General features: G+C 39.4%; 19 protein-coding genes. 15 read left to right on the forward strand and 4 right to left on the reverse strand.

Features of this window, described 5'->3' with window-relative positions:
* Positions 1-283 precede the first annotated feature (283 nt).
* The 4 genes from CK510_RS05695 to minE all read left to right on the forward strand — a co-directional run bounded on the left by CK510_RS05695 (position 284) and on the right by minE (position 4,829).
* Complete coding sequence (locus CK510_RS05695) at positions 284-1,618, forward strand: four-carbon acid sugar kinase family protein (RefSeq protein WP_095720770.1); 1,335 nt, start codon at positions 284-286, stop codon at positions 1,616-1,618.
* Positions 1,619-2,226: 608 nt separating this feature from the next.
* Entirely contained in the window at positions 2,227-3,342 is a 1,116-nt protein-coding gene (gene minC, locus CK510_RS05700) for a septum site-determining protein MinC (protein WP_095720787.1), read from the forward strand.
* A 216-nt stretch (positions 3,343-3,558) separates the two neighbouring features.
* Entirely contained in the window at positions 3,559-4,365 is an 807-nt protein-coding gene (minD, locus tag CK510_RS05705; protein WP_095720771.1) for a septum site-determining protein MinD, read from the forward strand.
* A 164-nt stretch (positions 4,366-4,529) separates the two neighbouring features.
* On the forward strand, positions 4,530-4,829 hold the full coding sequence (gene minE / locus CK510_RS05710; RefSeq protein ID WP_095720772.1) for a cell division topological specificity factor MinE: 300 nt from the start codon (positions 4,530-4,532) through the stop codon (positions 4,827-4,829).
* Between the two features lie 290 nt (positions 4,830-5,119).
* Here the strand turns inward: minE and CK510_RS05715 are convergent, their stop codons facing one another.
* Positions 5,120-5,836 carry a tetratricopeptide repeat protein gene (locus CK510_RS05715; RefSeq protein WP_095720773.1) on the reverse strand — a complete coding sequence of 239 codons (717 nt, stop codon included), beginning with the start codon at positions 5,834-5,836 and terminating at the stop codon, positions 5,120-5,122.
* 541 nt (positions 5,837-6,377) lie between these two features.
* On the opposite strand from CK510_RS05715, the gene CK510_RS05720 reads away from it, so the two are divergent.
* On the forward strand, positions 6,378-6,935 hold the full coding sequence (locus CK510_RS05720) for a glutathione S-transferase family protein (RefSeq protein WP_095720774.1): 558 nt from the start codon (positions 6,378-6,380) through the stop codon (positions 6,933-6,935).
* Between the two features lie 302 nt (positions 6,936-7,237).
* Positions 7,238-7,963 carry a hypothetical protein gene (locus CK510_RS05725; RefSeq protein ID WP_095720775.1) on the forward strand — a complete coding sequence of 242 codons (726 nt, stop codon included), beginning with the start codon at positions 7,238-7,240 and terminating at the stop codon, positions 7,961-7,963.
* Between the two features lie 341 nt (positions 7,964-8,304).
* Here CK510_RS05725 and CK510_RS05730 read toward each other — a convergent pair whose 3' ends face one another.
* On the reverse strand, positions 8,305-8,727 hold the full coding sequence (locus CK510_RS05730; RefSeq protein ID WP_095720776.1) for a lysozyme inhibitor LprI family protein: 423 nt from the start codon (positions 8,725-8,727) through the stop codon (positions 8,305-8,307).
* Between the two features lie 528 nt (positions 8,728-9,255).
* On the opposite strand from CK510_RS05730, the gene CK510_RS05735 reads away from it, so the two are divergent.
* Positions 9,256-10,005, forward strand: a complete 750-nt coding sequence (locus CK510_RS05735; protein ID WP_095720777.1) for a MeeY/MeeF family manganese export membrane protein — start codon at positions 9,256-9,258, stop codon at positions 10,003-10,005.
* Between the two features lie 92 nt (positions 10,006-10,097).
* Here CK510_RS05735 and ndk read toward each other — a convergent pair whose 3' ends face one another.
* The gene (gene ndk, locus CK510_RS05740) at positions 10,098-10,547 is read right to left on the reverse strand and encodes a nucleoside-diphosphate kinase (protein ID WP_095720778.1); all 450 of its coding nucleotides are present in this window, start codon (positions 10,545-10,547) and stop codon (positions 10,098-10,100) included.
* 220 nt (positions 10,548-10,767) lie between these two features.
* Here ndk and speA point away from each other — a divergent pair, with 220 nt between their 5' ends.
* The 5 genes from speA (at position 10,768) to CK510_RS05765 (ending at position 16,587) form a co-directional block, all read left to right on the forward strand.
* Positions 10,768-12,789 carry a biosynthetic arginine decarboxylase gene (gene speA / locus CK510_RS05745; RefSeq protein ID WP_095720779.1) on the forward strand — a complete coding sequence of 674 codons (2,022 nt, stop codon included), beginning with the start codon at positions 10,768-10,770 and terminating at the stop codon, positions 12,787-12,789.
* Positions 12,790-12,921: 132 nt separating this feature from the next.
* Positions 12,922-15,363: a dynamin family protein gene (locus CK510_RS05750; RefSeq protein ID WP_095720780.1), complete on the forward strand. Its 2,442-nt coding sequence runs from the start codon at positions 12,922-12,924 to the stop codon at positions 15,361-15,363.
* A gap of 92 nt (positions 15,364-15,455) precedes the next feature.
* Positions 15,456-15,818: a KGK domain-containing protein gene (locus CK510_RS05755; RefSeq protein WP_095720788.1), complete on the forward strand. Its 363-nt coding sequence runs from the start codon at positions 15,456-15,458 to the stop codon at positions 15,816-15,818.
* An 84-nt stretch (positions 15,819-15,902) separates the two neighbouring features.
* Complete coding sequence (locus tag CK510_RS05760; RefSeq protein WP_095720781.1) at positions 15,903-16,364, forward strand: KGK domain-containing protein; 462 nt, start codon at positions 15,903-15,905, stop codon at positions 16,362-16,364.
* The gene (locus tag CK510_RS05765; protein WP_095720782.1) at positions 16,342-16,587 is read left to right on the forward strand and encodes an HNH endonuclease; all 246 of its coding nucleotides are present in this window, start codon (positions 16,342-16,344) and stop codon (positions 16,585-16,587) included. The genes CK510_RS05760 and CK510_RS05765 overlap by 23 nt, the downstream gene beginning before the upstream one ends.
* 368 nt (positions 16,588-16,955) lie before the next feature.
* On the opposite strand, the gene CK510_RS05770 is transcribed toward CK510_RS05765, so the two are convergent.
* Positions 16,956-19,577: a DUF3536 domain-containing protein gene (locus CK510_RS05770; RefSeq protein ID WP_095720783.1), complete on the reverse strand. Its 2,622-nt coding sequence runs from the start codon at positions 19,575-19,577 to the stop codon at positions 16,956-16,958.
* 716 nt (positions 19,578-20,293) lie between these two features.
* On the opposite strand from CK510_RS05770, the gene cax reads away from it, so the two are divergent.
* The 3 genes from cax (at position 20,294) to murD (ending at position 25,334) form a co-directional block, all read left to right on the forward strand.
* Positions 20,294-21,376, forward strand: a complete 1,083-nt coding sequence (gene cax, locus CK510_RS05775) for a calcium/proton exchanger (protein WP_095720784.1) — start codon at positions 20,294-20,296, stop codon at positions 21,374-21,376.
* A 301-nt stretch (positions 21,377-21,677) separates the two neighbouring features.
* Positions 21,678-23,840, forward strand: a complete 2,163-nt coding sequence (glyS, locus tag CK510_RS05780) for a glycine--tRNA ligase subunit beta (RefSeq protein WP_095720785.1) — start codon at positions 21,678-21,680, stop codon at positions 23,838-23,840.
* Between the two features lie 84 nt (positions 23,841-23,924).
* Entirely contained in the window at positions 23,925-25,334 is a 1,410-nt protein-coding gene (gene murD / locus CK510_RS05785; RefSeq protein WP_095720786.1) for a UDP-N-acetylmuramoyl-L-alanine--D-glutamate ligase, read from the forward strand.
* Positions 25,335-25,571: the final 237 nt, after the last annotated feature.

Consider the following 25,571-nt stretch of genomic DNA (forward strand, 5'->3'; position numbering starts at 1 on the left):
CAGGGCTGATTCATCCCCTAAAACACCTTAAAAATCAATGGTTCTAGCAATTTAAAACTGGTTATTTTGTTACCAGCGTGTCGAGAAAACGCACAAAACTACGGATACCTGAGTGCTTAAAAGTTCATTTAATTGTCACCCTTACTTAGGTATTTATCGCTAACTATCTTGACAAATCCTGTTTAAAAGGGAACGAAACAGCCCTGCCGCAAGCGGGGTGGGGTTCTTTATTTACTGACAAAGCTATGTATCGCCTCTCTACATTATTATTCGATTTTTAATCATGATAAATAAACCAAAGATAATTGTCCTTGATGATGATCCAACAGGTTCACAAACTGTCCACAGTTGCTTGCTTTTGATGCGCTGGGATGTAGATACTCTACGTCTGGGATTGCGCGATCGCTCACCGATTTTTTTTGTGCTAACTAATACTCGCTCTTTGACTCCAGAGGATGCAGCATCGGTTACAGAGGAAGTTTGCGATAACCTCAAATTAGCTATTCAAGCTGAGGGTATTCAAGATTTTTTGGTTGTCAGTCGTTCAGATTCGACTTTGCGGGGACATTATCCGATTGAAACAGATGCGATCGCACAACGTCTTGGTGCTTTTGATGCTCATTTTTTAGTACCCGCATTTTTTGAAGGGGGACGTATTACCCGTGACAGTATACATTATCTAATCATTGATGGTGTACCCACACCTGTACATGAAACTGAATTTGCACAGGATTCGGTTTTTGGATACCATTACAGTTACTTACCCAAATATGTAGAAGAAAAAACCAAAGGTAAAATTAAACAGGAGTCCGTAGAACGATTTTTACTTGATGATATCCGTAGAGGTTGCTGCGATCGCTTGCTGAAACTTAGCAACAATCAATGTGGGGTTGTGGATGGGGAAAATCAAGCTGATTTAAACCGCTTTGCTGAAGATATTTTGAGTGCAGCAAGTCAGGGTAAACGCTTTTTGTTTCGCAGTGCCGCAAGTATCTTGACTGCTTTGGCTGCTTTACCACCACAAGCAATTGCTGCCGAAAATATGGCACAGTATGTCAAAGATGGTAAACCTGGTGTTGTTATTGTTGGTTCCCATGTTAAAAAGACAACTCAGCAATTAGAAAAATTATTACAAGCGGAAGGAATTGTGGGAATTGAGGTGAATGTAGCCGAATTACTTGGTGAGAGTACAAGCCAATCTGCTACACTTCTATCCAATGTTCTTGAAAAAATCCAAACGGTACATAATGATGGGAAAACACCTGTTATTTATACAAGTCGTCAGGAACTTACTTTTGAGAATGTCAAAGTTAGATTAGATTTTGGGGTAAAAGTCTCAAATTTATTAATGGATATTGTGCGGGGTTTACCATCTGATATTGGTTTTTTAATTAGTAAGGGTGGTATTACTTCAAATGATGTTTTAAGTAATGGTTTATCATTGACTTCTGCGAGGTTGTTAGGACAAATATTAGCTGGTGTTTCGATGGTGACAACTTCTCCTGAACATCCTTTATTTCCTAGTTTACCTGTGGTTTTGTTTCCGGGTAATGTTGGTGATGCAACTGCATTAGCGACGGTTTACGAAAGACTGACTAAAAAAAGAGGAATTCAATAATTAACCAAGCTAAAACTCACAAACAATAAAATCATTTATTGTACTACCCGGTGGGTTGTCTCTAATTTTTGGCAATTATAATTCTTGATAGACGACCCACCGGGTCGTCTCTACTTTAAAATAATCTTATTGGCTGGTGTTGTATGACTTATGATTCTGCCATTCCGAATCAAGAATCAAATCCAAATAATTCTGAACCAGCAGAAGTAAATTCAACTGCATTTGGTGCGGATATAAATCCTATTCTCCCTGATGCAGAAGTTGATTCTGTTTTGCATTTTATTTCTAGTCCAATCGCTGATAATCAAGAATCTGGAAAACCTCATTTTATTTCTAGTTCAGATTCTCTCAATTTAAATTCCCTCATTTCAAATTCCCAAAATTCAGATTCTGTAGCTGCCAATTCTTTACCTTTAGAAAATGCAGAAATTCTCGTGGAATCTGATATTCCTACTGCTGTCTTGACTCCATTTGTATTTACCGAATCTCAAAAAACTGAATCTCAAGAAAGTAAATACCAACAAATTGGTTTACCCCCAGCAAGTATTGAAGCGATCTCACAAAAAAATCTTTCTTCTGAAACCGTTCCAAATAACGCATCAATTCAGATGAATGAGGATAAAAAATCTGATTCTTTAGTCAGTAATGCGGTTTTACTCAAAAATAACGTTCATTATCTCGTTTCCGTTCCATCTACAGAAACAGAAAAATCCGACTTTGCATCTAACATCCCTAATAACCCGCAAATTTCAGCAGAAAATCATATTACCCAAACGATTCTCTCTGAAAAACCAAAAACTGAATCAAAAATTGTAGAGACTTCAGAGAAAACTATTCCCCTTGTCGAACCAAAAATCTCTGAAACTTCATTAGATAAAACCAACAATAATGAAGTAAAAGTTACAGAAGCAGATAGTAAAATTACCACATTATCTAGCTTAGACCAATTAGACACCATCGACTTAAACGCCCCTGTAGAACCAGGAACCATTAGCAAATTTCTTCAGGTACAACTAAAAAGCGAAGCAGAGCGACTAGTAATAATATTACCCAGCGAAACCCAACTGAGTACATCCGAATATAGTTGGTCAGAAATTTGGCAGCAACTCAAACAGCGTTTAAATGGAGGCGATCGCTTCCGGGTTGCCAATACAAATGTACACTTAATCGCAGGCGATCGCTTACTCGATGTCAGGCAACTCCAAGAACTTGCCGAATCATTAAACGAAGTCAACCTCCAACTAAAATCAGTCGCAACCAGTCGCAGACAAACCGCGATCGCAGCAGTTACAGCAGGCTACTCAGTCGAACAAACCCCCCTACAACCGAAAACTTCCCTCTCCTCCGAATCGAGTCCAACAGCGACTCCAATGGCAGAACCACTGTACATCCAAATGACAATCCGTTCCGGAGTCGAAATTCGTCATCCCGGTACAGTAATTATCTTGGGAGATGTTAATCCTGGTGGTATTGTAGTTGCAGATGGCGATATTTTAGTTTGGGGTCGTCTAAGGGGGGTAGCACATGCAGGTGCAGGAGGCAACCGTGATTGCTTGATTATGTCAGTACAAATGGAACCAACCCAGTTACGAATTGCTGATGCAGTCGCAAGGGCACCAGAAAAAACTCCAAAGCAGCATCATCCCGAAGTCGCTTATATTACTACCGAAGGGATTCGCATTGCCAAAGCTGCTGATTTTTCCAAGTTGAATCGGGGTAATTAATTGGCAAAAAAAGCAAAAGGGAAAAGTGGGGGAATTAAAAATTAATATTTAGTGATTTATTTTTTACACTTATTGCCTTATACTTCGTACTCTGAAGTGGTTTCTGTTTTGGGATTAAATCTAACGCATGATTGCTTGCGTAGTGACAATTTCCCCTGACGGGAAATTGAGGATTTAAACAGCTAAACGAAACTAAACTAGGATTTAAACAACAATATGACTCGCATTATTGTCATTACCTCCGGGAAAGGAGGAGTAGGAAAAACAACAACAACTGCTAACCTGGGAATGGCGATCGCCAAAATGGGACGGCAAGTTGCTTTAATTGACGCGGATTTTGGCTTGCGAAATCTCGATTTGTTACTGGGTTTGGAAAACCGAATTGTTTATACTGCGGTAGAAGTTTTGGCACGAGAGTGTCGATTAGAACAAGCCCTAGTAAAAGACAAACGCCAACCAAATTTGGTACTTTTACCCGCAGCACAAAACCGGGCAAAAGAATCGGTGACACCCGACCAAATGAAACTATTAGTAAATGCACTGGCACAAAAGTACCAGTATGTAATAATTGATAGTCCCGCAGGCATCGAAACCGGCTTTAAAAATGCGATCGCACCAGCAAAAGAAGCATTGATTGTCACCACACCGGAAATATCAGCCGTTCGTGATGCCGATCGCGTCGTTGGACTTTTGGAAGCACAAGGAGTAAAACGCATCCACCTCATCATCAACCGCATCCGTCCCGCAATGGTACGGGCTAATGATATGATGTCCGTACAGGATGTTCAGGAACTTCTCGCAGTTCCCCTCATTGGTGTTGTTCCCGACGACGAGCGCGTGATTGTTTCCACCAATCGCGGTGAACCTCTTGTATTGTCAGATACTCCCTCTTTAGCTGCAACGGCATTTGAAAACATCGTTCGTAGATTGGAAGGGGAAACTGTCGAATTTCTCGATCTTGATTCTCCTAACGAAAATATATTTTCTCGACTCCGCAAATTATTGTGGACAAAGATAATTTAATTTTTAGTTTATACTCCGAGCGGTTAGCTATTAGCTATTAGCCAAAAGCTAATAAAAGAAAGGAACCAGCAGATATTTGAAAAATCCAAATTTCAGCCGTTCTTAGTATATTAGTTTATTTAGTTTTTAATAATCCATTTCTCCACCCTTGCACCGTAGCTGCAATGATTCTCGAATTTCTCGAACGTATTTTTTCCCGTAGCAATGATAACAGTCGCAATGAAGTCAAACGTCGCTTGCAACTGGTCATTGCCCACGATCGCGCTGATTTAAGTCCCCAAATGATAGAGAAGATGCGGCAAGAAATCTTAGAAATAGTTTGCCGCTATGTTGAAGTGGAAACCGATGGTTTGGAGTTTTCACTGGAAAGCAATAATCGCACCACCGCTTTGATTGCTAATGTACCGATAAAAAGGGTCAAAGAAGATACAGAGGAAGAGGAAGAAAGTACTGGAAAAAACTAAATTTGTCATGCTATTTCCCAAGCTGCAACTATAACATACCTGAGTTTGAGTTAAGTTATTCATAGGTAGGGAGATTTTTTTATTGCTTTAATTACAAATTCCCTTGAGTGTATAGATGAATTTGAAAAAGGTTTGAATCTTCAATCTTCCTAATCTAAAAAATGCTAGTAACTGACTGAACCAGTAAAATTATCATCTCCACCCGTCTACAAGGTGGAGTTAATTATGGCAATTTTCATTCTCAAAAACCCGAAAAAAAGTTTATAAGTCAACTATTTATTTTACATAACTTACGGACAAAGTAACTCACCTAGCCAGTTTTCAACCTGCGATCGCAATCTTAAACCTGCACCATCTTTACTATTTGGTGATATCGGCAACAAAGCCAAAGCTCTACGGTAATCAGCAACCGCACAATTCCAATCACCAGAGAGATGATGAGTTCTACCACGTTCGCCAATTATATGCCCTTCATACTGCTCGAATAACAAAGCAATCTCAAAATTATCAATAGCTTCCTCGTACTGATCCAAATCCCGCAAGGTAATACCGCGATTAATCCATGCTCTGGTATAGGTAGGATTTAAATCTAAAGCTTCATCGTAGTCATACACAGCCTCTTCCAAGTTACCGCAAGCAGCGTAGTAATTCGCACGGTTATTATATGCACTCGCCAACTTGGGATTGAGTTGCAAGGCTAGATTATAGTCTTTTAAAGCCTTTTCCCGTTCGCCATATTGAAAATAAACCAACCCGCGATTATTATAGTTAATCGCATTCTCAGGTTGACGCAGAATTAAATGGTTGAATAGTGCGATCGCTTCAGTATAATCACCCTGCTTGGCAAGCTTCAACGCACAACTACGTAAGTAACTATTTTCCACAGCGCAACTTTCACTACCAATAGCGTCTTGATATTGAGCATTAAAAGTAGAAGTCGATTTAGCTACGGACTTCTTGGAATAGTATTGCTCATCGCCAGATGCTAAAAATGTATAGCTGTTCATATCTTCCTGCCTGCGGTTCTTGTTGCTGTGTAAAGTTGATTTGTTGGGTTTGATATTGGTTTTGTCTGAACTTTGCCCCTGGTTGGCTCAAAAACTGGTTTTGGAGTACTTGGGCGGAAGTATCGCGGAAAACTAGGACTATGAAGGAATGTAAAGTTTACAATTCTTTGCCCTAATCTAAATAATGCTCGAACCTGTTAATAGATACTTCATCCCTAGGTTGAATTCCAGAAAAGCAAACCTGAATTTACCAGACGAATCAAGTAGGAAGGGTTCACAACTTGATAGAATGCATTACGGGGCTAACAATCAGGAATAACAGATGAATTTTTCATCAAGTTCAAAAATTGGTTTTTAACCCGTTGACGTTATTGTTCCCATAACTAAGTCCGTAGTCCCAAATACCAGCTAAATAGTTTCTTATCGTTTATGAAAATTTCATAAAATTTACTTATGATAGAGGAATTAAGAATTAGAAGTGATTAGCTATCTTCCTTTTTTTTTCTCCCCTTTCCCCTTATCCCTTTCCCCTTAAAAAGCTATGGTCAAACTATACGGTGGTGTCTTTAGTCGTGCTTCAATTGTGAAATGGTATCTTGAAGAGCTTGCGATTCCTTACGAGTTCGTGACGCTGGATATGCAAGCAGGAGAACATCGTCAAGATGGATTTTTGCAAATAAACCCATTTGGCAAAGTTCCGGCAATAGTCGAGGATGATGGTTTTCAACTATGGGAATCAGGTGCTATTTTGATGTACCTTGCCGAAAAATACGCAAAAACTCCACTTTCAGCCGAAAAACGCGCTGAACTCAACCAGTGGATTATCTTTGCAAATGCCACTTTAGGACCAGGAATTTTTGGTGAAGAGAATAGAGAACGGGAAATGCCACGGTTGATGACAGCATTAAATAGTATTCTCGAAAAGCAACCTTATTTAGTAGGTGATGAATTTAGTGTTGCTGATGTAGGTGTTGGTTCACTCCTACTTTACATTCCGATCATGCTTAAACTCGATTTGAGTGCTTATCCAGCAGTTTTGGAGTACATGAAGCGGATAAGCGATCGCACTGGTTATCAGAATAGTATTGGTAAAAGATAATTCCCAGTTCCTAGTAGGGGCTGGGTCTCCCCGCCCTCACTTATAAAATGATACGATTAATAAGCCTATGGGACTTCCAGAAAATAAAATCTCCTTTCTCATATATTTACCAACCCCATCATACATAAGGGTGGGGAGACCCCACCCCTACAATATTGGAGGATTTATTTCTTGGTGTTCCCTATTGTAATTACGCGAAGAAAGTTAAATTTAGCTTGCTAATTTCGCCTGAATTACCCCAAAATCTTGTGTAGCTTGCTAGGGTAGTTATTGAAATTTTTATATAAACTCTAACTTCATATATGTTTAACGATAAATCTCTGGTGCGAGTTAATTCACCAACAGTTGCAATACAACGTTATGGTGGCAGTACATCCTATACCCAACTTCAAGTGACGCTAATTACCTTAGCATTTACAACCCTAACCGCAGTAACCCTTCCTGCATTTATGTTAGTGCAACCAGCTTTTGCAAGGGAATCAATTGTTGCCATCCAACGAACTATTAAAAATACCGCTAAAGGTTCTGTAAGTGCCGTTGATACCCTAGTCCAGGAAATTGCCGATCGCGAAGTGGAATTGGCAATGCTCAATGCTAGATTTACATCAGATGCACCAAACATTAAAAGTGTTGAAAATAGGATTCAAAGACTGCGGGACAAAATCACCAAAACAGGTAGAAACCACGCGACAATCAACCATGTAGTCGCAGATGGACTCAAAACAAAAGTTGCAAGCTTAGAAATTGACGTTGCTTTGCTTGATGCAATGTACATACCCGAACATCTAGAAGTGCAAGCAGTGGAATCCCAGCTACGGAGTTTACGACAGCGTTATAGTCAACTTCAACCACGTCATTCCCAAGTAGCAATTAATGAGGCTGTGTTGCGATCGCTCCAAACTGAAATTGCTGAACTCAAAGTTGCTAAAACCAGACTCAGTAAGCAATATGCACTCCACAGTCCAGTAATTCAATATACTGATACTCAGATTCGCAGTTTAGAAAAACGTCTAGCTATGTATAAGTAAAAAGTAAAAAGTAAAAAGATAATCACCCTAAATAAATTTAGAAGACTATGGGACAATACGGTTCAGTTAAGGCTAATAATTCAATATTATAAACCGCCATAGACACGGAGTGGCTACTTAGCCCTTACAGGACGGCTATCGCCAACAGAAGCTACTTCGTATCTACCGTAGGTAGACGCAGAGAACGCCTTAGACGCGGAGCGGCTACCTTTGGAAGTCACTTCGTGCCTACCCGAAGGGTAGGAAGAGAAGGAAAAATACTTAACTGAACTGTATTGGATTATGGGAAGGAAGAAGGTAGAGAGCAAAAAATATATTTTATTCCTTCTGCCTCTTTCCAGCTATCGTCGATTTAATTGTTGCAACCACACATCTAAATCTATCAATCTTTGGTTTGTCACCTTTGCATAGCAATTAATTCGTGTTGGTGGTTCGAGACTTCCACCTTCGTACATTCCCCCTTCAAATGCACAGGAAGTATCCCGATATTTAACCCAGCTTTCCTGAGATACAATTAAACGTTTCTTTTGAGTTCCACCTAATTTAGATTGCAATTGTTTATACACATTAATTAACTTTTTATTGGCTTCTCTATAGGCACTTCTACCACATTCAATCGTATCTCGTGTTGTCTGGGGGTTTTTACAATTGGGTGGTGGTAGAGTTTGTGATATTTTTTGAGGATATGCTAATCCAGGTGTAATATTAGTCCCCAATAATAATCCAGTTAGTAATAGTAAGGTTACTTGCAAGTGTAATTTCATCTCTTATTTCTCACCTTGACGATGCGATCGCTTTACGTATAACAATCGTACTGACTAATTTCTCCTGATTATTAATGATAGCAGTGTTACTTTTACTGCATTGAATACTGAATAGAAAACAGGTGAATATTATCAAAATTTAAATATTTCACCAATTAAACATATACTTTGACTTAAATAAACTTGAAAATAGAAACAATGAATTAGCAAAATATTTTATACATGGCTTTGAATTTAGGCTGATTCAGAACAGCAAAAACCAAGGCTCTTGTTTAGAAAAATTTAAGAATTGAGCATTGGGTAGTAGTTAGCTAGTTAGGGAACACCAAAAAATAGATTGTCCCATGCTGTAGGGTAGGGTTTTCCCTCCCTGATGTTAAAGATACAATTGGTGAAGGGGTTGAAAACCGTATGTCGTGAATCTACAAGCACAAGTTAAGCTTGATTAGAGTAGAAAATTGTCATGTAGTTAATATTAATTCTGCAATTGTTGTTAATTTTTAATTTTTACAGCTTGAGAACACGGGAATGCTAGACCAAATTTTTGATTATCTTCACCTTCACTTCAGCGTAGAAGCGTCTATCGTGTTGTTGTTGCTGATATTTTTAGAAGCAGTACTATCTGCCGATAATGCGATCGCACTTGCAGCGATTGCCCAAGGACTGGAAGATAAGGAATTAGAACGGAAAGCTCTGAATTTTGGTTTGGTGGTAGCTTATGTCTTTCGCATCACTTTGCTACTAACAGCAACTTGGGTACAAAAATACTGGCAGTTTGAGCTAATTGGGGCAGCTTATTTGCTATGGCTGGTTTTCCAACATTTTACCTCGGAGGAAGATGAAGATAATCAACATCATGGTCCCCGATTTTCTTCGTTGTGGAAAGCGATACCAGTAATTGCATTTACCGATTTGGCGTTTTCGTTAGATAGTGTGACAACCGCGATCGCAGTTTCCCAGGAAACTTGGTTAGTGCTGACAGGTACTACTGTTGGTGTAATTACCTTACGGTTTATGGCAGGTTTATTTATTCGCTGGTTGGATGAATATACACATTTAGAAGACGCAGGTTATATTACCGTTGCCTTTGTTGGTTTTCGTTTACTGCTCAAAGTTGTTAATCCAGCGTTAGTTCCCCCAGAATGGATCGTAATTAGTGCGATCGCAATTATTCTTGCTTGGGGATTCTCCAAACGCAACCTTCCCAAAGAAGATTCTTTACCCAATTCTTTACCCATAACCACACCAGAATTAGAAAAGCAAGAAGTTGCGGAATAGAAGTTAGAAATTAGGAGTTAGGAATTTAATTAACCCAGAACTCATCATTCCCTAACTCCTAACTCTTAATTCATCATTCCTAACTCAACAAATTACTCGTGTAACCAAGGAGTCATCTGAGGTTGCCAAGAAACAAGCTCTTCAGATTTAAACCACAAAGCAATCTCATTTTGTGCGGTTTCTGGTGCATCAGAACCATGTATAATGTTGCGTCCAACATTAATTCCCAAATCACCACGAATTGTTCCAGGTTCAGATTCTAGTGGTTTGGTTGCACCAATCATTTTTCTGGCAGAGGCAATTACACCATCACCTTCCCAAACCATTGCCACAATCGGACCAGAAGTGATAAATTCAACCAAGCCGGGGAAAAACGGTCTTTCCTTATGGACAGCATAGTGTGACTCAGCCAATTCTTTGGTAGGCTGCAAAAATTTTAAACCAACTAGGGTAAAACCTTTGGTTTCAAAACGGCGGATAATTTCCCCCACAAGTCCACGCTGTACACCATCAGGTTTAATTGCTAAAAAAGTGCGTTCCATTACATTACTCCTCAAAGTTTAGCTACCATTGTTATTTGTCCGTTGTCATTTGCCATTTGTCAATCTTTTTGTTAATGGTTAGTAGGTATTGCTTAGTGCTTGTCTTGAACCAATGCCCAATCCCCTATCCTCGATTAAAAAGTTTTTTAACTAGTTTACAGACCTATTGAATGCGTTAGATTGGAGATTCGTGGGTAAAAAGAAGAGGTTTATTAATAAAATGGGTGCTGAATCAACTGCTACAACAGATGAGGTGGGAAAGCCTCCTACCGCTAATGGTAAAAAAGCAGCTATAGAAGTTAGCCGCAAGCAAAAACAACTGCTTTTACCAAGTAGTACGTCGAATACCCCCCGACATTGGACGATTGAGGATAGCGAAGATTTATATCGCATTGAAGGATGGGGACAACCTTATTTTTCGATTAATGCTGCTGGGGATATCACGGTTTCCCCGAAAGGTGACAGGGGAGGTTCGCTGGATTTGTTTGAGTTGGTGAATGCACTCAAGCAGCGTAATTTGGGTTTACCCTTATTAATCCGCTTTTCCGATATTTTGGAAGACCGAATCGAGCGGTTAAATGCCTGTTTTGCCAAAGCGATCGCACGCTACAATTACCCTGGTGTTTATCGTGGGGTATTTCCTGTCAAATGCAACCAGCAGCGTCATCTGATTGAGGATTTGGTTCGGTTTGGCAAACCCCATCAATTTGGCTTGGAAGCGGGTTCTAAGCCGGAATTGATGATTGCTTTGGCTTTACTCGATACACCTGGTGCGTTGCTCATCTGCAATGGCTATAAAGACCGAGAATACGTTGAGACGGCAATGCTGGCAACAAAATTGGGGCAAATATCAATTATTGTCCTCGAACAAGTCGAAGAAGTTGACTTGGTAATTGAAGCGAATCGGCAATTGGGAATTAAACCAATATTGGGAATTCGTGCCAAACTCAGTACCCAAGGAATGGGAAGATGGGGAGCTTCATCGGGAGATAGGGCAAAGTTTGGTTTAAGTATTCCTGAAATTATTCAAGCTGTTGACAAGTTGCGGGAAGCTAATTTGTTGGACTCGCTGCAACTTTTACACTTCCACATCGGTTCGCAAATCTCCGCAATTCATGTGATTAAGGATGCTATCCAGGAAGCCAGTCAAATTTATGTAGAATTGGCTGGATTGGGTGCCAGTATGAAGTATCTCGATGTTGGTGGTGGTTTAGGTGTTGACTATGATGGTTCCCAAACCAACTTTTATGCATCGAAAAATTACAACATGCAAAACTACGCTAATGATATTGTGGCGGAGTTGAAAGATACATGTTCCGAAAAGGGAATTAATGTACCAACCCTGATTAGCGAAAGTGGACGTGCGATCGCATCCCATCAGTCGGTATTGATTTTCGATGTTTTGAGTACTTGTGAGGTTCCCCACAGCGAACCTGAACCTCCAAAGGAGGGGGAATCCCACATTATTAATTATCTTTGGGAAACCTATCAATCGATCAATAACGACAATTACCAAGAACTTTATCACGACGCGACCCAATTCAAGGAAGAAGCAATTAGTCGCTTTAAGCTGGGAATTTATAGTATTACCGAACGTGCTAAAGCTGAACGTCTCTACTGGGCATGTTGCCATAAGATTCTACACATCACTCGTCAGCATGAATACGTACCAGATGAGTTGGAAGACCTAGAACAAATAATGGCTTCCATCTATTACATTAATTTGTCAGTGTTTCAATCAGCACCAGATTGTTGGGCAATCGATCAATTATTTCCAATTATGCCGATTCATCGTTTGGGTGAGGAACCAACTCGACGGGGAATTTTGGCAGATTTAACTTGCGATAGTGATGGAAAAATCGACCGTTTTATCGATTTGCGTGATGTCAAACCTGTGTTGGAACTGCATGAGTTTAAGCGGGGAGAACCCTATTATTTGGGTATGTTTCTGAATGGTGCGTATCAGGAAATTATGGGGAATTTGCATAATTTGTTTGGTGATACCAATACTGTTCATATTCAACTTACGCCGAAGGGTTATCAAATTGAGCATGTTGTCAAGGGTGATACCATGAGCGAGGTTGTTAGCTATGTGCAGTACGATGCTGAGGATATGGTGGAAAATATTCGTCAGCGCTGCGAATTGGCGTTGGAGGAGAAGCGGATTACTTTGGCTGAGTCGCAAAGGTTGTTACAGACTTACGAGCAGAGCTTAAGTCGATATACTTATCTTTCTTCGTAGGTTTCTATATATCCCCGACTTTTCGGGGATATGAATAAAATAATAGCTTATGTAATTGCACTGAACCGGGTAATAGAAAATCATTCTTAGAATAAAAGTAAGTAAATTATTAATTATTCTAGGGTGTTAAAAATGCCACTAATTCCCCCACAGTGCGAAAATCTCAAATTACAAGTTGAGTCGATATTAGAGCTTTTAAATCAGGAAGTAACATTACGTTCTACTGATATTTCTGCTGTACAAACTTCTTTAAATAAAGCAATTTCACCAAAGTTTGAAATTGTATTTGCTGGTGCTTTTAGTGCTGGTAAATCAATGTTAATTAATGCACTTTTAGAGCGGGAATTGCTTTACAGTGCAGAAGGACATGCAACTGGTACGGAATGCAAAATTGAGTATGCAGAAGCAGAGAAAGAAAGAGTCATTTTAACGTTTTTAAGTGAAGTTGAAATCCGCGAACAAGCAATTTCACTATGTCATCAATTGGGTTTTAATAGCGTTACAAATATCAATCAAGCTGAAGTAATTGAATTATTACAGCAGGGATGTAATAACATTATTCAGCAAGAAGGAGGTGAAAGTAAATCTGAACGTGGAAAACAAGCAAAAGCTTTAATTTTACTGTTAGAAGGATATGTAACGAATCGACAAAGGATTCACACTCTCGATAATGCTATATATTCGATGGATGCTTTCAATTTTACTAACCTCAAAGAAGCTGCTGGATATGCAAGAAGGGGTAGTAATAGCGCTGTTTTAAAGCGAATTGAATATTATTGCCATCATCCTTTACTGGAAGATGGAAACGTAATTATTGATACCCCAGGAATTGACGCACCTGTTGCTAAAGATGCAGAATTAACTTACGGAAAAATTCAACATCCCGATACTTCTGCGGTGGTATGTGTCCTCAAACCTGCTGCAACAGGGGAAATGACGAAGGAAGAAACCGAATTACTGGAAACAATGGGGGAAAATTCGGGAATACGCGATCGCGTGTTTTATATCTTTAATCGCATTGATGAAACTTGGTACAATACCCAGTTACGACAGCGTTTGGATGATTTAATTGGTTCGCAGTTTCGCGATAGTCATCGGGTTTATAAGACGAGTGGTTTGTTAGGTTTTTATGGAAGTCAAATTAAGCAGACTAGTAATCGCGATCGCTTTGGGTTAGATTCTGTTTTTGCGGAAAGTATTAAGGGGTTGAATGGGAAGGAGGAAACACCGCAATTTGTGAATGAGTTTAACCGCTATTGTGCAAATTCTGGGAAGTTGTCACCAAATCAGTTTCGGATTTCGGTAAATAGTTATGAGAGTCCAAATGAGAATTATTTACGGATTTTAACTGAGCAAGGAACGGTACTAATTAATCAATTAATTCACGATAGCGGTATTGATGAGTTTAGGAGTGCAGTTACTAAGTATTTGACGGAAGAAAAACGTCCACAACTGTTTAAAAATCTTGCGGATGATTTAGAAAATATTTGTATTCAACTCAAAAATTACTATCAAACAAAGCAACGTGAGTTAGATAGTCAACCCCATGAAATTGAGGCAATGAAAGCATATGAATTACAACGTCTCAATTTACAGCTACAAGAAGTGGGAAATACATTTCTTATTCATATTACTGAAGAAGTAAATCAGATAGTTAATAGTGCTTGCGATGGTTTTGAAGCTGATTTTAAACAACTTCAATCTAAGATGATTCGTCGTTTAGATGAATTGTTAGATACATTTTCAGTTGCAGAAGCTTACCGACAGGCAACAATTAGTCATCCTCGAAATGCAACTGCTCCATTACTCGCAATTTTGGTTGAAGCTTTTTACTATCTTGCTAATCAATTGGAAGATATTTTATCTGATTCCACTTTAGAGGTAATAAACAACTTCTTTAAAGGTTTGACTGAACGAGTACAAACCTCTGAGTATTACCGTCAATTATATCGATTACTGGGTAATGATGGTGGTATCAAAATTGAACTTGAAAAAATTGAAAAAGAAGTAATTTCTGCCTTAATTAACGCTGCTAGAGTCGAGTGCGATCGCTTTGTGCGGGAAAGTCCAAGATTTTATGATGAAGGTACTTTTTCTATTTACCAATTTCGGCAAACTTTACTACAAACTTCCCAAGGTTATGATAGCGAAAGTATAGTTGATGCGGAACCAGCAATTCGTCAACTTTTAAAGTTAGATTTTGAGCCAAAAGTTTCGGAAACTATTCGCAGAAGCTTCCGACAAACAATTAATCAAACTTTGAAAACTCAGTTGTTACCAATGGCTGATAAACAAGCTGAGGTTATCTTACAGCAATATCTAAATGCTCGCAATTATTTAGAGAAAACCTTGGAAAAGGAAGCTGAGGAGAAGATTCTCAATAATCAGCGTTTGTTAGATACTGTAGCTCAAAAGGTTGATGTTTATAATCAAGCTGTATCGGCAATTAATAGCTGTTTGCAAACGATGGGTTTACACCAACATTTACTACCAGAAGTTGAAAATTTTGAAGTTAAATTAGAACCTGTAGATAGTTTTTCTTCCAGTGATGTAGCAGTTATTAATCACTTTTGAAATCTAATTGTACCCATATCCCCGACTTTAAAAAATCGGGGGTATGAGAACAAAAGATTAAGCTTAATTTTCACTAATTAGAGATGTATGAAATGGAAGATAAATTTAAGTCTATTGAATGTAACGATGATGATGTTATGCAATTTGGCGAAAATACATATAAGGTTGATAAGTTAAAACAAAGTATCAATAACATTTGTAATGATTCCTTAGCATGTGCAGTTAATCAAGAATTGAATCGTCAGAGAATTCAATTGACGCGAAAACATCCATCTGCGACCTTTTTTAAAGATGGAGTCGAATGCAAAATACTAAATTTAGGTTCCAAAAAATGGAAAAAGGGACGAGTTAAAATTAATATTAGCATCGAATTTTATTTAGATGATGAAGAAAATAATCACAGTGAATCATCTCTTGATGATTTACGACAGATGTTTAATGAAACTCAATCGTAATTATCTTCCCTGTCATGATAAATAGCAGTGAGAAGGAGGAGAAACTAGATTTCTCAGTTCATCGATTTTAAAACAAGAGTATTTATGATAGATAAATTTGAATTACTTGAATGTAATGATGAAGATGTTATTTCTTTCGATGATGAATTGTCAAAATTCAGTGACTTTAAAACTGATATAAATCACATCCTCTTAAAGAAAATGCAGTCATTCTTTCACAATGGGGATGGTTGTAATAACAGCATTACCGAAAGATTTCAACAATTATCTCCTACCTCCTTTGGCAACTGTAATATTACCCTCAATCTCTCTTCTCCAAGAGATGGTGAAGCATGTGAAATTCTCAGACTTGGTTCCCATAAATGGCAAAAAGGTAAACTTAGATTTAATGCTTTTATTCCAATTCCCATAGCTAATCACCAACAAAGTCAGCATAGTAATATAGAATTTACATTAGAATTTGCTCCAAATATACCAGAATCACCCTTAGATGACCTTCGTCAAATAATTAACAATCAAAATAATGAAAAAAACACCACGAATTAAAATTCCTAATGAAGTCAGACAATACGTATTCCAACGCGATCGCAATCAATGTCAAAGCTGTGGCAAAGTCGCACAAGAAACTCAGCTTTCCATTGACCATATTATCCCCCTAGCAAGTGGTGGAAGTAATGATATTAGCAACTTACATACTTTATGTCTTACCTGTAATCAACGCAAAAGCGATAAACCTGATTCCCGCTTTCAACGCTACTTTGATAGGTAATCGTAACAAAACTTAAGTTAATTAATGTTAAAAAAAAACAGACGAAATTATTCCCATTTTTTCGCAATAAAAATAGCATATTCTCAATATTATTGATAATAGAATCATTAATTTAACGCAAATGCGTCGTTTCAGGGCTTGAAAAATACCTTTGTTTTCTAGCAACAAAGTGGTATTATACTCTCATTAGGATGTTTGACTAAAAAATTGAATTCATCAAAAAAAGATTCTCAGAGATTTAATTACAGTGATTTTTTGGTAGATAAACATCACGCAGAGGCGCAGAGAGAAAAATAAAACTACTTCTATATTCTCTCTGCGTCCTTGGCGTACTTGGCGGTTAAAAAAATTAAATATTTTAACCTCAACTAAAACTGATTCAACCAAGGACTAACGCAAACCCCTAATTTTTCACCTAACTTCAGCAACCGACGACACTGCATAGTATCCCCTTCATTCGCCAAAACATCGGTACATTCAGGAATTATAGAGTTATACAAACGATGAAAATACAACTCCTGCGATCGCTCCAAGGAAATACCGATATTTAGCTGATGGGCAATATCCACCAGATTTTCAAACCGTTGCATATCAGCTTCAAAATTACCATTCCCATCATGCAACAATTGCCAGAGCGATCGCAATACTATCTGTTCTAATATCCCTTTGCCTTCAGGTATATTCAACCGACAGTGCAAATGTTCAGCTTCGGTTGCTACTGCTTTCAACTCAACTAAGTGATTAATTACCTGTGTTGATTCAGCTATATCCTGTTCTAATTTCCGCAGCAACGACATACAACGATGTCCCAAAGCAATATCAGCAGCAACTTGTAATTCTTGGGGTACAGGCAACTCATCGCGGTGAAACGCCATCAAGATTCCGTAATTATCCCGATATGTCTGAGTGTAAAGTTGGTCTAAGCGCGAGAGAGTTTCCTGAGTCAATATCCGCATAATTCGGTGTCTTTCCTCAGCAAACAGATTTTGTAAACTAAATGCTTCTTCGCCAAATAATTGCACCATTGCCAGAATCGTATTTGCCGCACTTGCTTGCTGTAAAGCCGCAAATAGCTTCTCTTTTAATTGGGTGTAAGCACGTCTACCTTTAAAGGGTTGGATGCAGCAATGGAAATCCCAACCACCAAGATGCAGCACTGCGAATACTAAATCTTCCCTTTCTAAAGTAATTTCGGAGACTAAACTCACATGTCCAATTGCTAAAGAGCTTGCTCCCATCCGTTGTAGTTGGTAATCATACTCGGTAGCTATATAGCAATAAACACGTTTTTCGTTACTACTGGATTGTTGATTAGGAGGGGATTGATGACGGTTAAATAGGGAAGTAATCGCATACTGGGCAGCAACTTGCTTGAAGTTGACTTGGGCAGTACTAACTAGTTGACGGTAAACTTCCGCACCATCTCGAAATTGTTCGATATTACATGGAGCATCTGCAAGTCTTTTAATAAAGGATTTTTCTAATTGTATCCCGGCAACATCACCTGCGAGTTCTAACGCACGGGCTGCGTAGCGAAGAATCTGTGTACCTTCAGGTCGGGAAAGTTCCTCAAAGAACCAACCACAACTGGTAAACATTAACAAAGAATGGCGTTGCATCTCCAACAATCGCAGCGCATCAATTTTTTCAACTTCGGTTAATTTGTGGGTTTGATGCCGAGCCAGAAAACGATTGACATTTGCTGAACCATGAGAACCCGAAGGAGTTAAACTTTGGCGATCGCGAATGACTTCGATATATTCGTCCCTTGCTTGCCAGGGATCGATAAATAATTTTCGACCTTGTTCTTCGTAGACTTTGATTAATTCATCCCGTAACCAGTTTAACGTATCCCGTAATGGTCTTCGCCATTTGAGATGCCAGCCAGGGGCACCACCACAACCACAATCATCTTGCCATCTATCGACACCGTGGGAACAACTCCAAGCTGTGACGGGTTTTAATTCGACTTCCCAAGTGGGAGGATTCAAGCTGAGATAGTGGGCAAAATTAGTTACTGTCCAACCATGTTTGGCAAATTCACCAATAAAAGCATAAGCGAGGGTTTTTTCCGTTCCCCCTTTGTGATGTCCGAAGGTTTCCCCATCGGTTGCCACGGAAATTAGTTGCGCTTGTCTGCGATCGCCCCTGATTGCTGCTCCAACACGTCCAGCAAAATGACTAGAATTGTAAACCACATCACTAAAACCCATATCCCGTGAAATTGGACCATCGTAAAAGAAAATGTCGATGTACCGGTTTTCTCGATCGTTTTTCAAATAGCATCTGTAAGGACGAGTCGGATCGATTTGTCCTCCCCCAACTTCGAGCCATTCGGGATGGGGATCGGTTTCTGTAGCCAGGAGACGACAGCGTTGTGCTTGGGATGGAGCCAGAATAATAAAGCGAATTCCTTCTGCCACCAAAGCGGACAAAGTTGGGTAATCAACAGCCGCTTCCGCTAACCACATTCCTTCGGTATCCCGTCCAAATCTGGATTTGAAATCTGCTTTTCCCCAACGTATCTGCGTATATTTATCGCGCTCATTCGCCAAAGGCATAATGATGTGATTATATACTTGTGCGATCGCATTTCCATGTCCATTGAGGCGGGCTTGGGATTTTCTGTCAGCTTCCAGAATACGCTGATGAACTTCCATATCGTGCCTTTCCAACCAAGACATCAAGGTAGCACCAATATTGAAGCTCATGTACTCGTAATTATTTACGATCCCCACGACTTCACCTTTATCATTGAATACCCGTGCAAAAGCATTTGGACGATAGCACTCATGATGGATGCGTTCATTCCAATCGTGAAACGGTGAAGCACTGGGTTGTCGTTCAATCGCATCAAGGTAGGGATTTTCCCTTGGTGGTTGGTAGAAATGCCCGTGAACCGTCACATAAACACCCGCAGCAGTCTTCAAAGGGTCATTTTGACCAGAAACGTCAGCTTGCGGCATTGGTCGTTCAGCAGCAGAAGTCATGTAGTGTTATTCCAAATGATTTAGATAAACTTGCGGTTTTTTCAAACACATTCATATATAAAGTTCTTTACAGTTACGATCGCATGGAATCAGCAAAGGTGATAATTTTCCAGCCACCATTATAAATATCCTCTAATAATACTCCCAAAGCGCTCGCTCTAAAAGCGAGCCAATTAAATCACCTTTACTCAAGATTGTTGAATACTTTACAGCGATGAAAATTTCATTTGCTGAAGACTGAAATTAATTTCCACTTGAAAAGCCTTTATCTAAAGGAATTTACCTGAAAAATCACAATATTTTTTATACTGTCTTAATACATTAAACCTCATTTACAGAATATAAACCTCGTCTATCTTGAAAACTCTAGTTTGCCATAAAGACCTTGAGATTGCTACCCTGCGGGTAGGCACGAAGTGACTTCCGAAGGTAGCCGAAGAAGCGCGTCTACCTTACGTCGCAATGACGCATTTGAATCGCTAAAAAAACTCCAGGTTTCATCATGGACGAGGTTTAATTACCACTTTGACTTTAAATTTTTACAACAAAAGGTTATAAATGTGAATTAAAACATAACTTGAGTTTACAAAACTCAAGTTCCAATAGAAAACAGTAAAAATTCGGAGCCATTTACCCATACCCCAGGGATTATGCTAGATGGGAAGAATTATTTAGGGTTTGCCCATTGCCCGCTTCGATAGTAATTAAGGTGAAAAATGTCAGTCAAGAATACAGTATTTCTAGTTTTATTGTTATTTATCCCGGTTTCCCTAGCTGCACACTTCCTAGAATGGGGAGAACTTGTTGTATTTATTACTGCGGGATTAGCAATTCTCCCCTTAGCAGCTTGGATGGGGGCAGCTACTGAAGAAATCGCTGTCGTTGTTGGTCCTGTACTTGGTGGCTTATTAAACGCGACATTCGGTAATGCTACTGAAATGATTATTGCCCTGATTGCATTAAAAGCCGGATTGGTTGATGTTGTCAAAGCCAGTATCGCGGGTTCCATTATTGGTAACTTACTACTGGTGATGGGTTTAGCAATGTTACTAGGTGGAATTCGTTACAAAGAGCAAACATTTCAACCAGTTGTAGCCAGAGTCAATGCAGCTTCGATGAATTTGGCTGTAATTGCCATGTTACTACCAACAGCGATGAATTATACCTCAGAAGGAATTAGTCAGGAAGTCATCGAAAATTTCTCGGTTGCGGTTGCGGTAATATTGATTCTCGTCTATGGATTAACCCTATTATTTTCCATGAAAACCCACTCATACTTGTATGACGTTGGGGTAGCGGAAACGGAAGATGAAGAAACTCCTAATCACAAACCGAATGTTTTACTTTGGACTGGTGTTTTACTGGTTTGTACTTTATTTGTTGCCATCGAGTCGGAACTTTTGGTAGATTCCCTAGAAGTCGCCACATCAAAGCTAGGTTTAACAGCTTTGTTTACTGGGGTTATTCTGGTTCCCATTATTGGTAATGCTGCCGAACATGCTACCGCAGTTAGTGTGGCGATGAAGGATAAAATGGATTTATCGCTGTCGGTTGCGGTTGGTTCGAGTATGCAAATTGCCCTTTTCGTTGCCCCTGTTCTGGTTTTGGCAGGGAAGGCATTTGGACAACCGATGGATTTAGATTTTAAACCGTTTGAATTGGTTGCGGTTGCGGTTTCCGTGTTGATTGCCAATACAATTAGTTCCGATGGAAAATCTAATTGGTTGGAAGGTACTTTGTTGTTAGCTGCTTATGCGGTGTTAGGATTTGCATTTTATTTCCATCCCGTGATGAGTTGAGTTGTAGGGGCAAACGGTTGTTTGCCCTTAATTTTATTTCCTTACAAGTACATACAAGATATAAAAACCGCAGATAGACGCTGATATAGACGCTACTCTGCGAGAAGTCTCGCTAGCCTACGGCAACCTCTCCGATGTACGCTCGTCTAATGCGGCTACCTTTGGAAGTCACTTCCTGCGTACCCGCAGATAAATATAGATAAATATGGTGTTGCTACCACTGCGCGATCGCATCTCTCAATTCTCACAGAGGTTGCTGGCAAGGTAAACTGATGGAATTGACTGATTTAAAGATAATCCTATGCCTAGTTTTTTATTAGAAGTTGGTACAGAAGAACTACCCGCAAGTTTTTTAAGTGGTGCGATCGCCCAATGGCAGCAGCGTATTCCTAAGTCTCTGGATGAAAATAGTCTGGTTAACGATGGGGTGAAGATTTATGGTACTCCACGACGATTAGCGGTACTAATTACGGGTTTGCCAGTGCAGCAACCCGACAGGGAGGAGGAAATTAAGGGACCACCTGCAAAGGCTGCGTTTAAGGAAGATGGTACAGTTACACCAGCAGGGGCAGGGTTTGCGAAGAAGCAAGGTGTGGAAATATCCGCATTTGAGATACGTCCTACTGAGAAGGGTGATTTTATCTTTGTTAAAAAAGTTACTCCTGGTCGTCCCGTGGCAGATATACTCAGGGAGCTGATACCGCAATGGATTTTTAGTTTGGAAGGTAAGCGGTTGATGCGTTGGGGTGATGGTGATGTGCGGTTTTCCCGTCCGATTCGCTGGTTGGTGATGCTTTTGGATGATATAATTTTACCCTTGGAATTGGCTAATGGTTCGGAGACAGTGAAGAGCGATCGCATTTCTCGCGGACATCGGATTTTGCATCAGGGTGATATTAGTATTAACCATGCGAATGATTATGTGGAGATGCTACGTCAAGGGTATGTTGTTGTTGATGTGGATGAGCGGAATCGTACTATTCAAGAGCAAGTTAATGCTGCGGCAAAAAGTAAGAATGGGATGACAGAAATTTACCCAGATTTGTTAGCGGAGGTTGTCAATTTGGTTGAATATCCTTCCGCAGTTGTGGGTAATTTTGAAGAGGCATTTTTAGAATTACCGACGGAAGTTACTACTACGGTGATGGTGACACATCAAAGGTATTTCCCGGTATTTAAAATTAGTAATACCTCAGAAGCAAGTCAGGAATTATTACCCAATTTTATTACCATTTCTAATGGGAATCCCCAGAAGTCGGAAATTATTGCTGAAGGAAATGGAAAGGTAATTCGGGCAAGATTAGCTGATGGTAGATATTTCTATGAAAAAGACTTAGAAAAGCCATTGGAAAGCTTTTTACCAAAGTTAGAAAAGGTGACTTTTCAAGAGGATTTGGGTTCGGTACGACGTAAGGTAGATAGGATATGTAAGATTGCTGAATTAATTTCGCTCCAGTTAAAATTAGGCGAAAATGACCGTAATCATATCCAAAGAGCAGCATTACTTTGTAAAGCTGATTTAGTCAGTAATATGGTATATGAATTTCCCGAATTACAAGGAATTATGGGAGAAAAATATGCCGTTAAAAGTGGAGAAAATGAAGCAGTTTCCAAAGCAATTTCCGAACATTATTTACCACGAAATGCCGATGATATTTTACCACAAACCTTAGCAGGGCAAATCGTTGGTTTAGCTGACCGTCTTGATACATTGGCAAGCATATTCGGCTTGGGAATGATACCTTCAGGTTCCTCCGATCCTTTTGCATTACGAAGAGCGGCAAATGCAATTGTGAATATTACTTGGACAGGGAATTTACAAATTAATTTACAAGCATTATTAGAGCAAGTCACAAATAACTTTGCTATTGAATATAACAAAGATGCCAATAAATTAATTCCCCTACTCAAAGACTTCTTCCTCCAACGAATTCGCACCTTATTACAAGAAGAAAAAGGCATTGATTATGACTTGGTAAATGCAATATTGGGAGAAAGCGATAGCGAATATACGGAAAGAGCATTACAAGACTTGATCGATACTAGAAATCGTGCCGTATTCCTCCAAGAAATCCGCAACGATGGTAGACTTGCCGACATTTACGAAACCGTCAACCGTTCCACCAGATTAGCAGCACAAGGCGACTTGGATACACAACAATTGGAACCATCACCATTAATCCAAGAAAACCTATTTCAAAAACCATCCGAAGCAGCATTTTATAGTGCTTTAGTCAACTTACTGCCCCAAACCCAAGCAGCGCAAAAATCACGCGACTACCAACAGCTTGTATCAGCATTACAGCAAATAGCACCTACAGTTGGTAACTTTTTTGATGGTGCAGAAAGCGTTTTAGTTATGGACGAAAACCCAGAAATCAAGCGTAACAGACTACATTTACTCAGTTTACTACGAAATCATTCCCGTGTTTTAGCCGACTTTGGTTGTATCGTCAAAAATTAGTCACAATTGTAAAAAAAAAGCTGTGCGGATGTAACAAATAAACGCTACTATAGGGAGGCTTAACCAGGGAAACTGCAACAGTCTATGTCCAAAGCTCATGTAATTGGATTCGGAAAGTCCGGTGTTGCTGCGGCAAGATTGCTGAAAAGAGAAGGATGGGAGGTGGAAATTGGTGACAACAATACCTCCCCAAATCTTCTCGTGCAACAACAGGAACTTGCTGCTGAAAACATAACAGTAAAACTTGGCTATACCCTAGAATTAGAGGGTTCACATTTAGCTAGTTTACCAAAATTAATAGTCGTTAGTCCTGGTGTACCTTGGGATATTCCCCAACTCGTCAAAGCACGAGAATTAGGTATAGAAACCATCGGAGAGATGGAATTTGCCTGGAGAAATTTAAGTACAGTACCTTGGATTGGAATAACTGGTACAAACGGCAAAACAACCACCACTGCATTGACTGCGGCAATCTTCCAAGCCGCCGGATTAAATGCGATCGCTTGCGGTAATATTGGCTATGCTGCCACTGAAGTAGCTTTGGAATTTGGAGGTATAAATTATCCATCTTCCAATAAAAATCCCCTTGATTGGGTTATCGGTGAAATTAGCAGTTACCAAATCGAATCTTCCTCGACATTTTCCCCACGCATCGGTATTTGGACGACTTTTACACCAGACCATTTAGCGCGTCACAAAACCCTCGATAATTATTACAATATTAAAGCTCAATTGTTGCGTCGTTCTGAATTTCAAGTATTTAATGGTGATGACGTATACTTACGTAAAATCGGAACCAGCGAATGGTCAAATGCTTACTGGACAAGTGTTAACGGTAAGGAAGGGCTTTTGAGTGAGAAAGGTTTCTATATTGAAGATGGTTGGGTAGTAGAAAAAATTACTGCAAGTTCAGCACCATTACGGATAGTAAAAGCTGAAGCATTGCGGATGGTGGGAGTACATAATTTACAGAATTTACTCGTATCTGTTGCTGCTGCCAGGTTAGCTGGGATTGAACCCGAAGCGATTATTCGTGGAGTCAGCGAGTTTTCTGGTGTTGCTCACCGTTTGGAATATATTTGTACTTGGGAAGGAATTGATTTTATTAATGATAGTAAAGCGACTAATTATGATGCTGCTGAAGTCGGTTTAGCATCGGTAAAAAGTCCTGTGGTTTTGATTGCTGGAGGAGAAGCTAAAGAGGGGGATGATACAGCTTGGTTAGGGAAAATTAAGGAGAAAGCTGCTGCTGTGGTTTTAATTGGTAATGCTGCATCGTTCTTTTCTAAGCGTTTGCAGGAAGTTGGATATACTAACTTTGAAGATGCGGGAACGATGGAGAAAGCGATTCCAAGAGCAGCAGAATTGGCGAAGAAATATGCTGCTTCCGTAATATTACTGTCACCTGCTTGTGCAAGTTTTGACCAGTATCCAAATTTTGAAATCCGTGGTGATGATTTTCGGAAAGTGTCTCTAGAATTTGTCGGGAAATAAATATACTAAAAACGGCTTGGAGTTTGGCTTTTAAACGCAGAGGTTCGCAGAGTAAAACGCAAAGTTACGCAGAGAATCTTTTGTCTGTACCTACAGTGACAGATGAATTAACTGTAGTAAAAATGAGTTGATTTCTCAGCTCTTCGAGAACACCAAGGAAGAAAAGGAAGAAAAGGAAAAAATGCTTAACTGAACGGTATTTATTTAGAATATAGTTTCAGTAATTGGTATTTTTAA

Source organism: Brunnivagina elsteri CCALA 953 (assembly GCF_002289455.1).
GTDB classification, from domain to species: Bacteria; Cyanobacteriota; Cyanobacteriia; order Cyanobacteriales; family Nostocaceae; genus Brunnivagina; species Brunnivagina elsteri.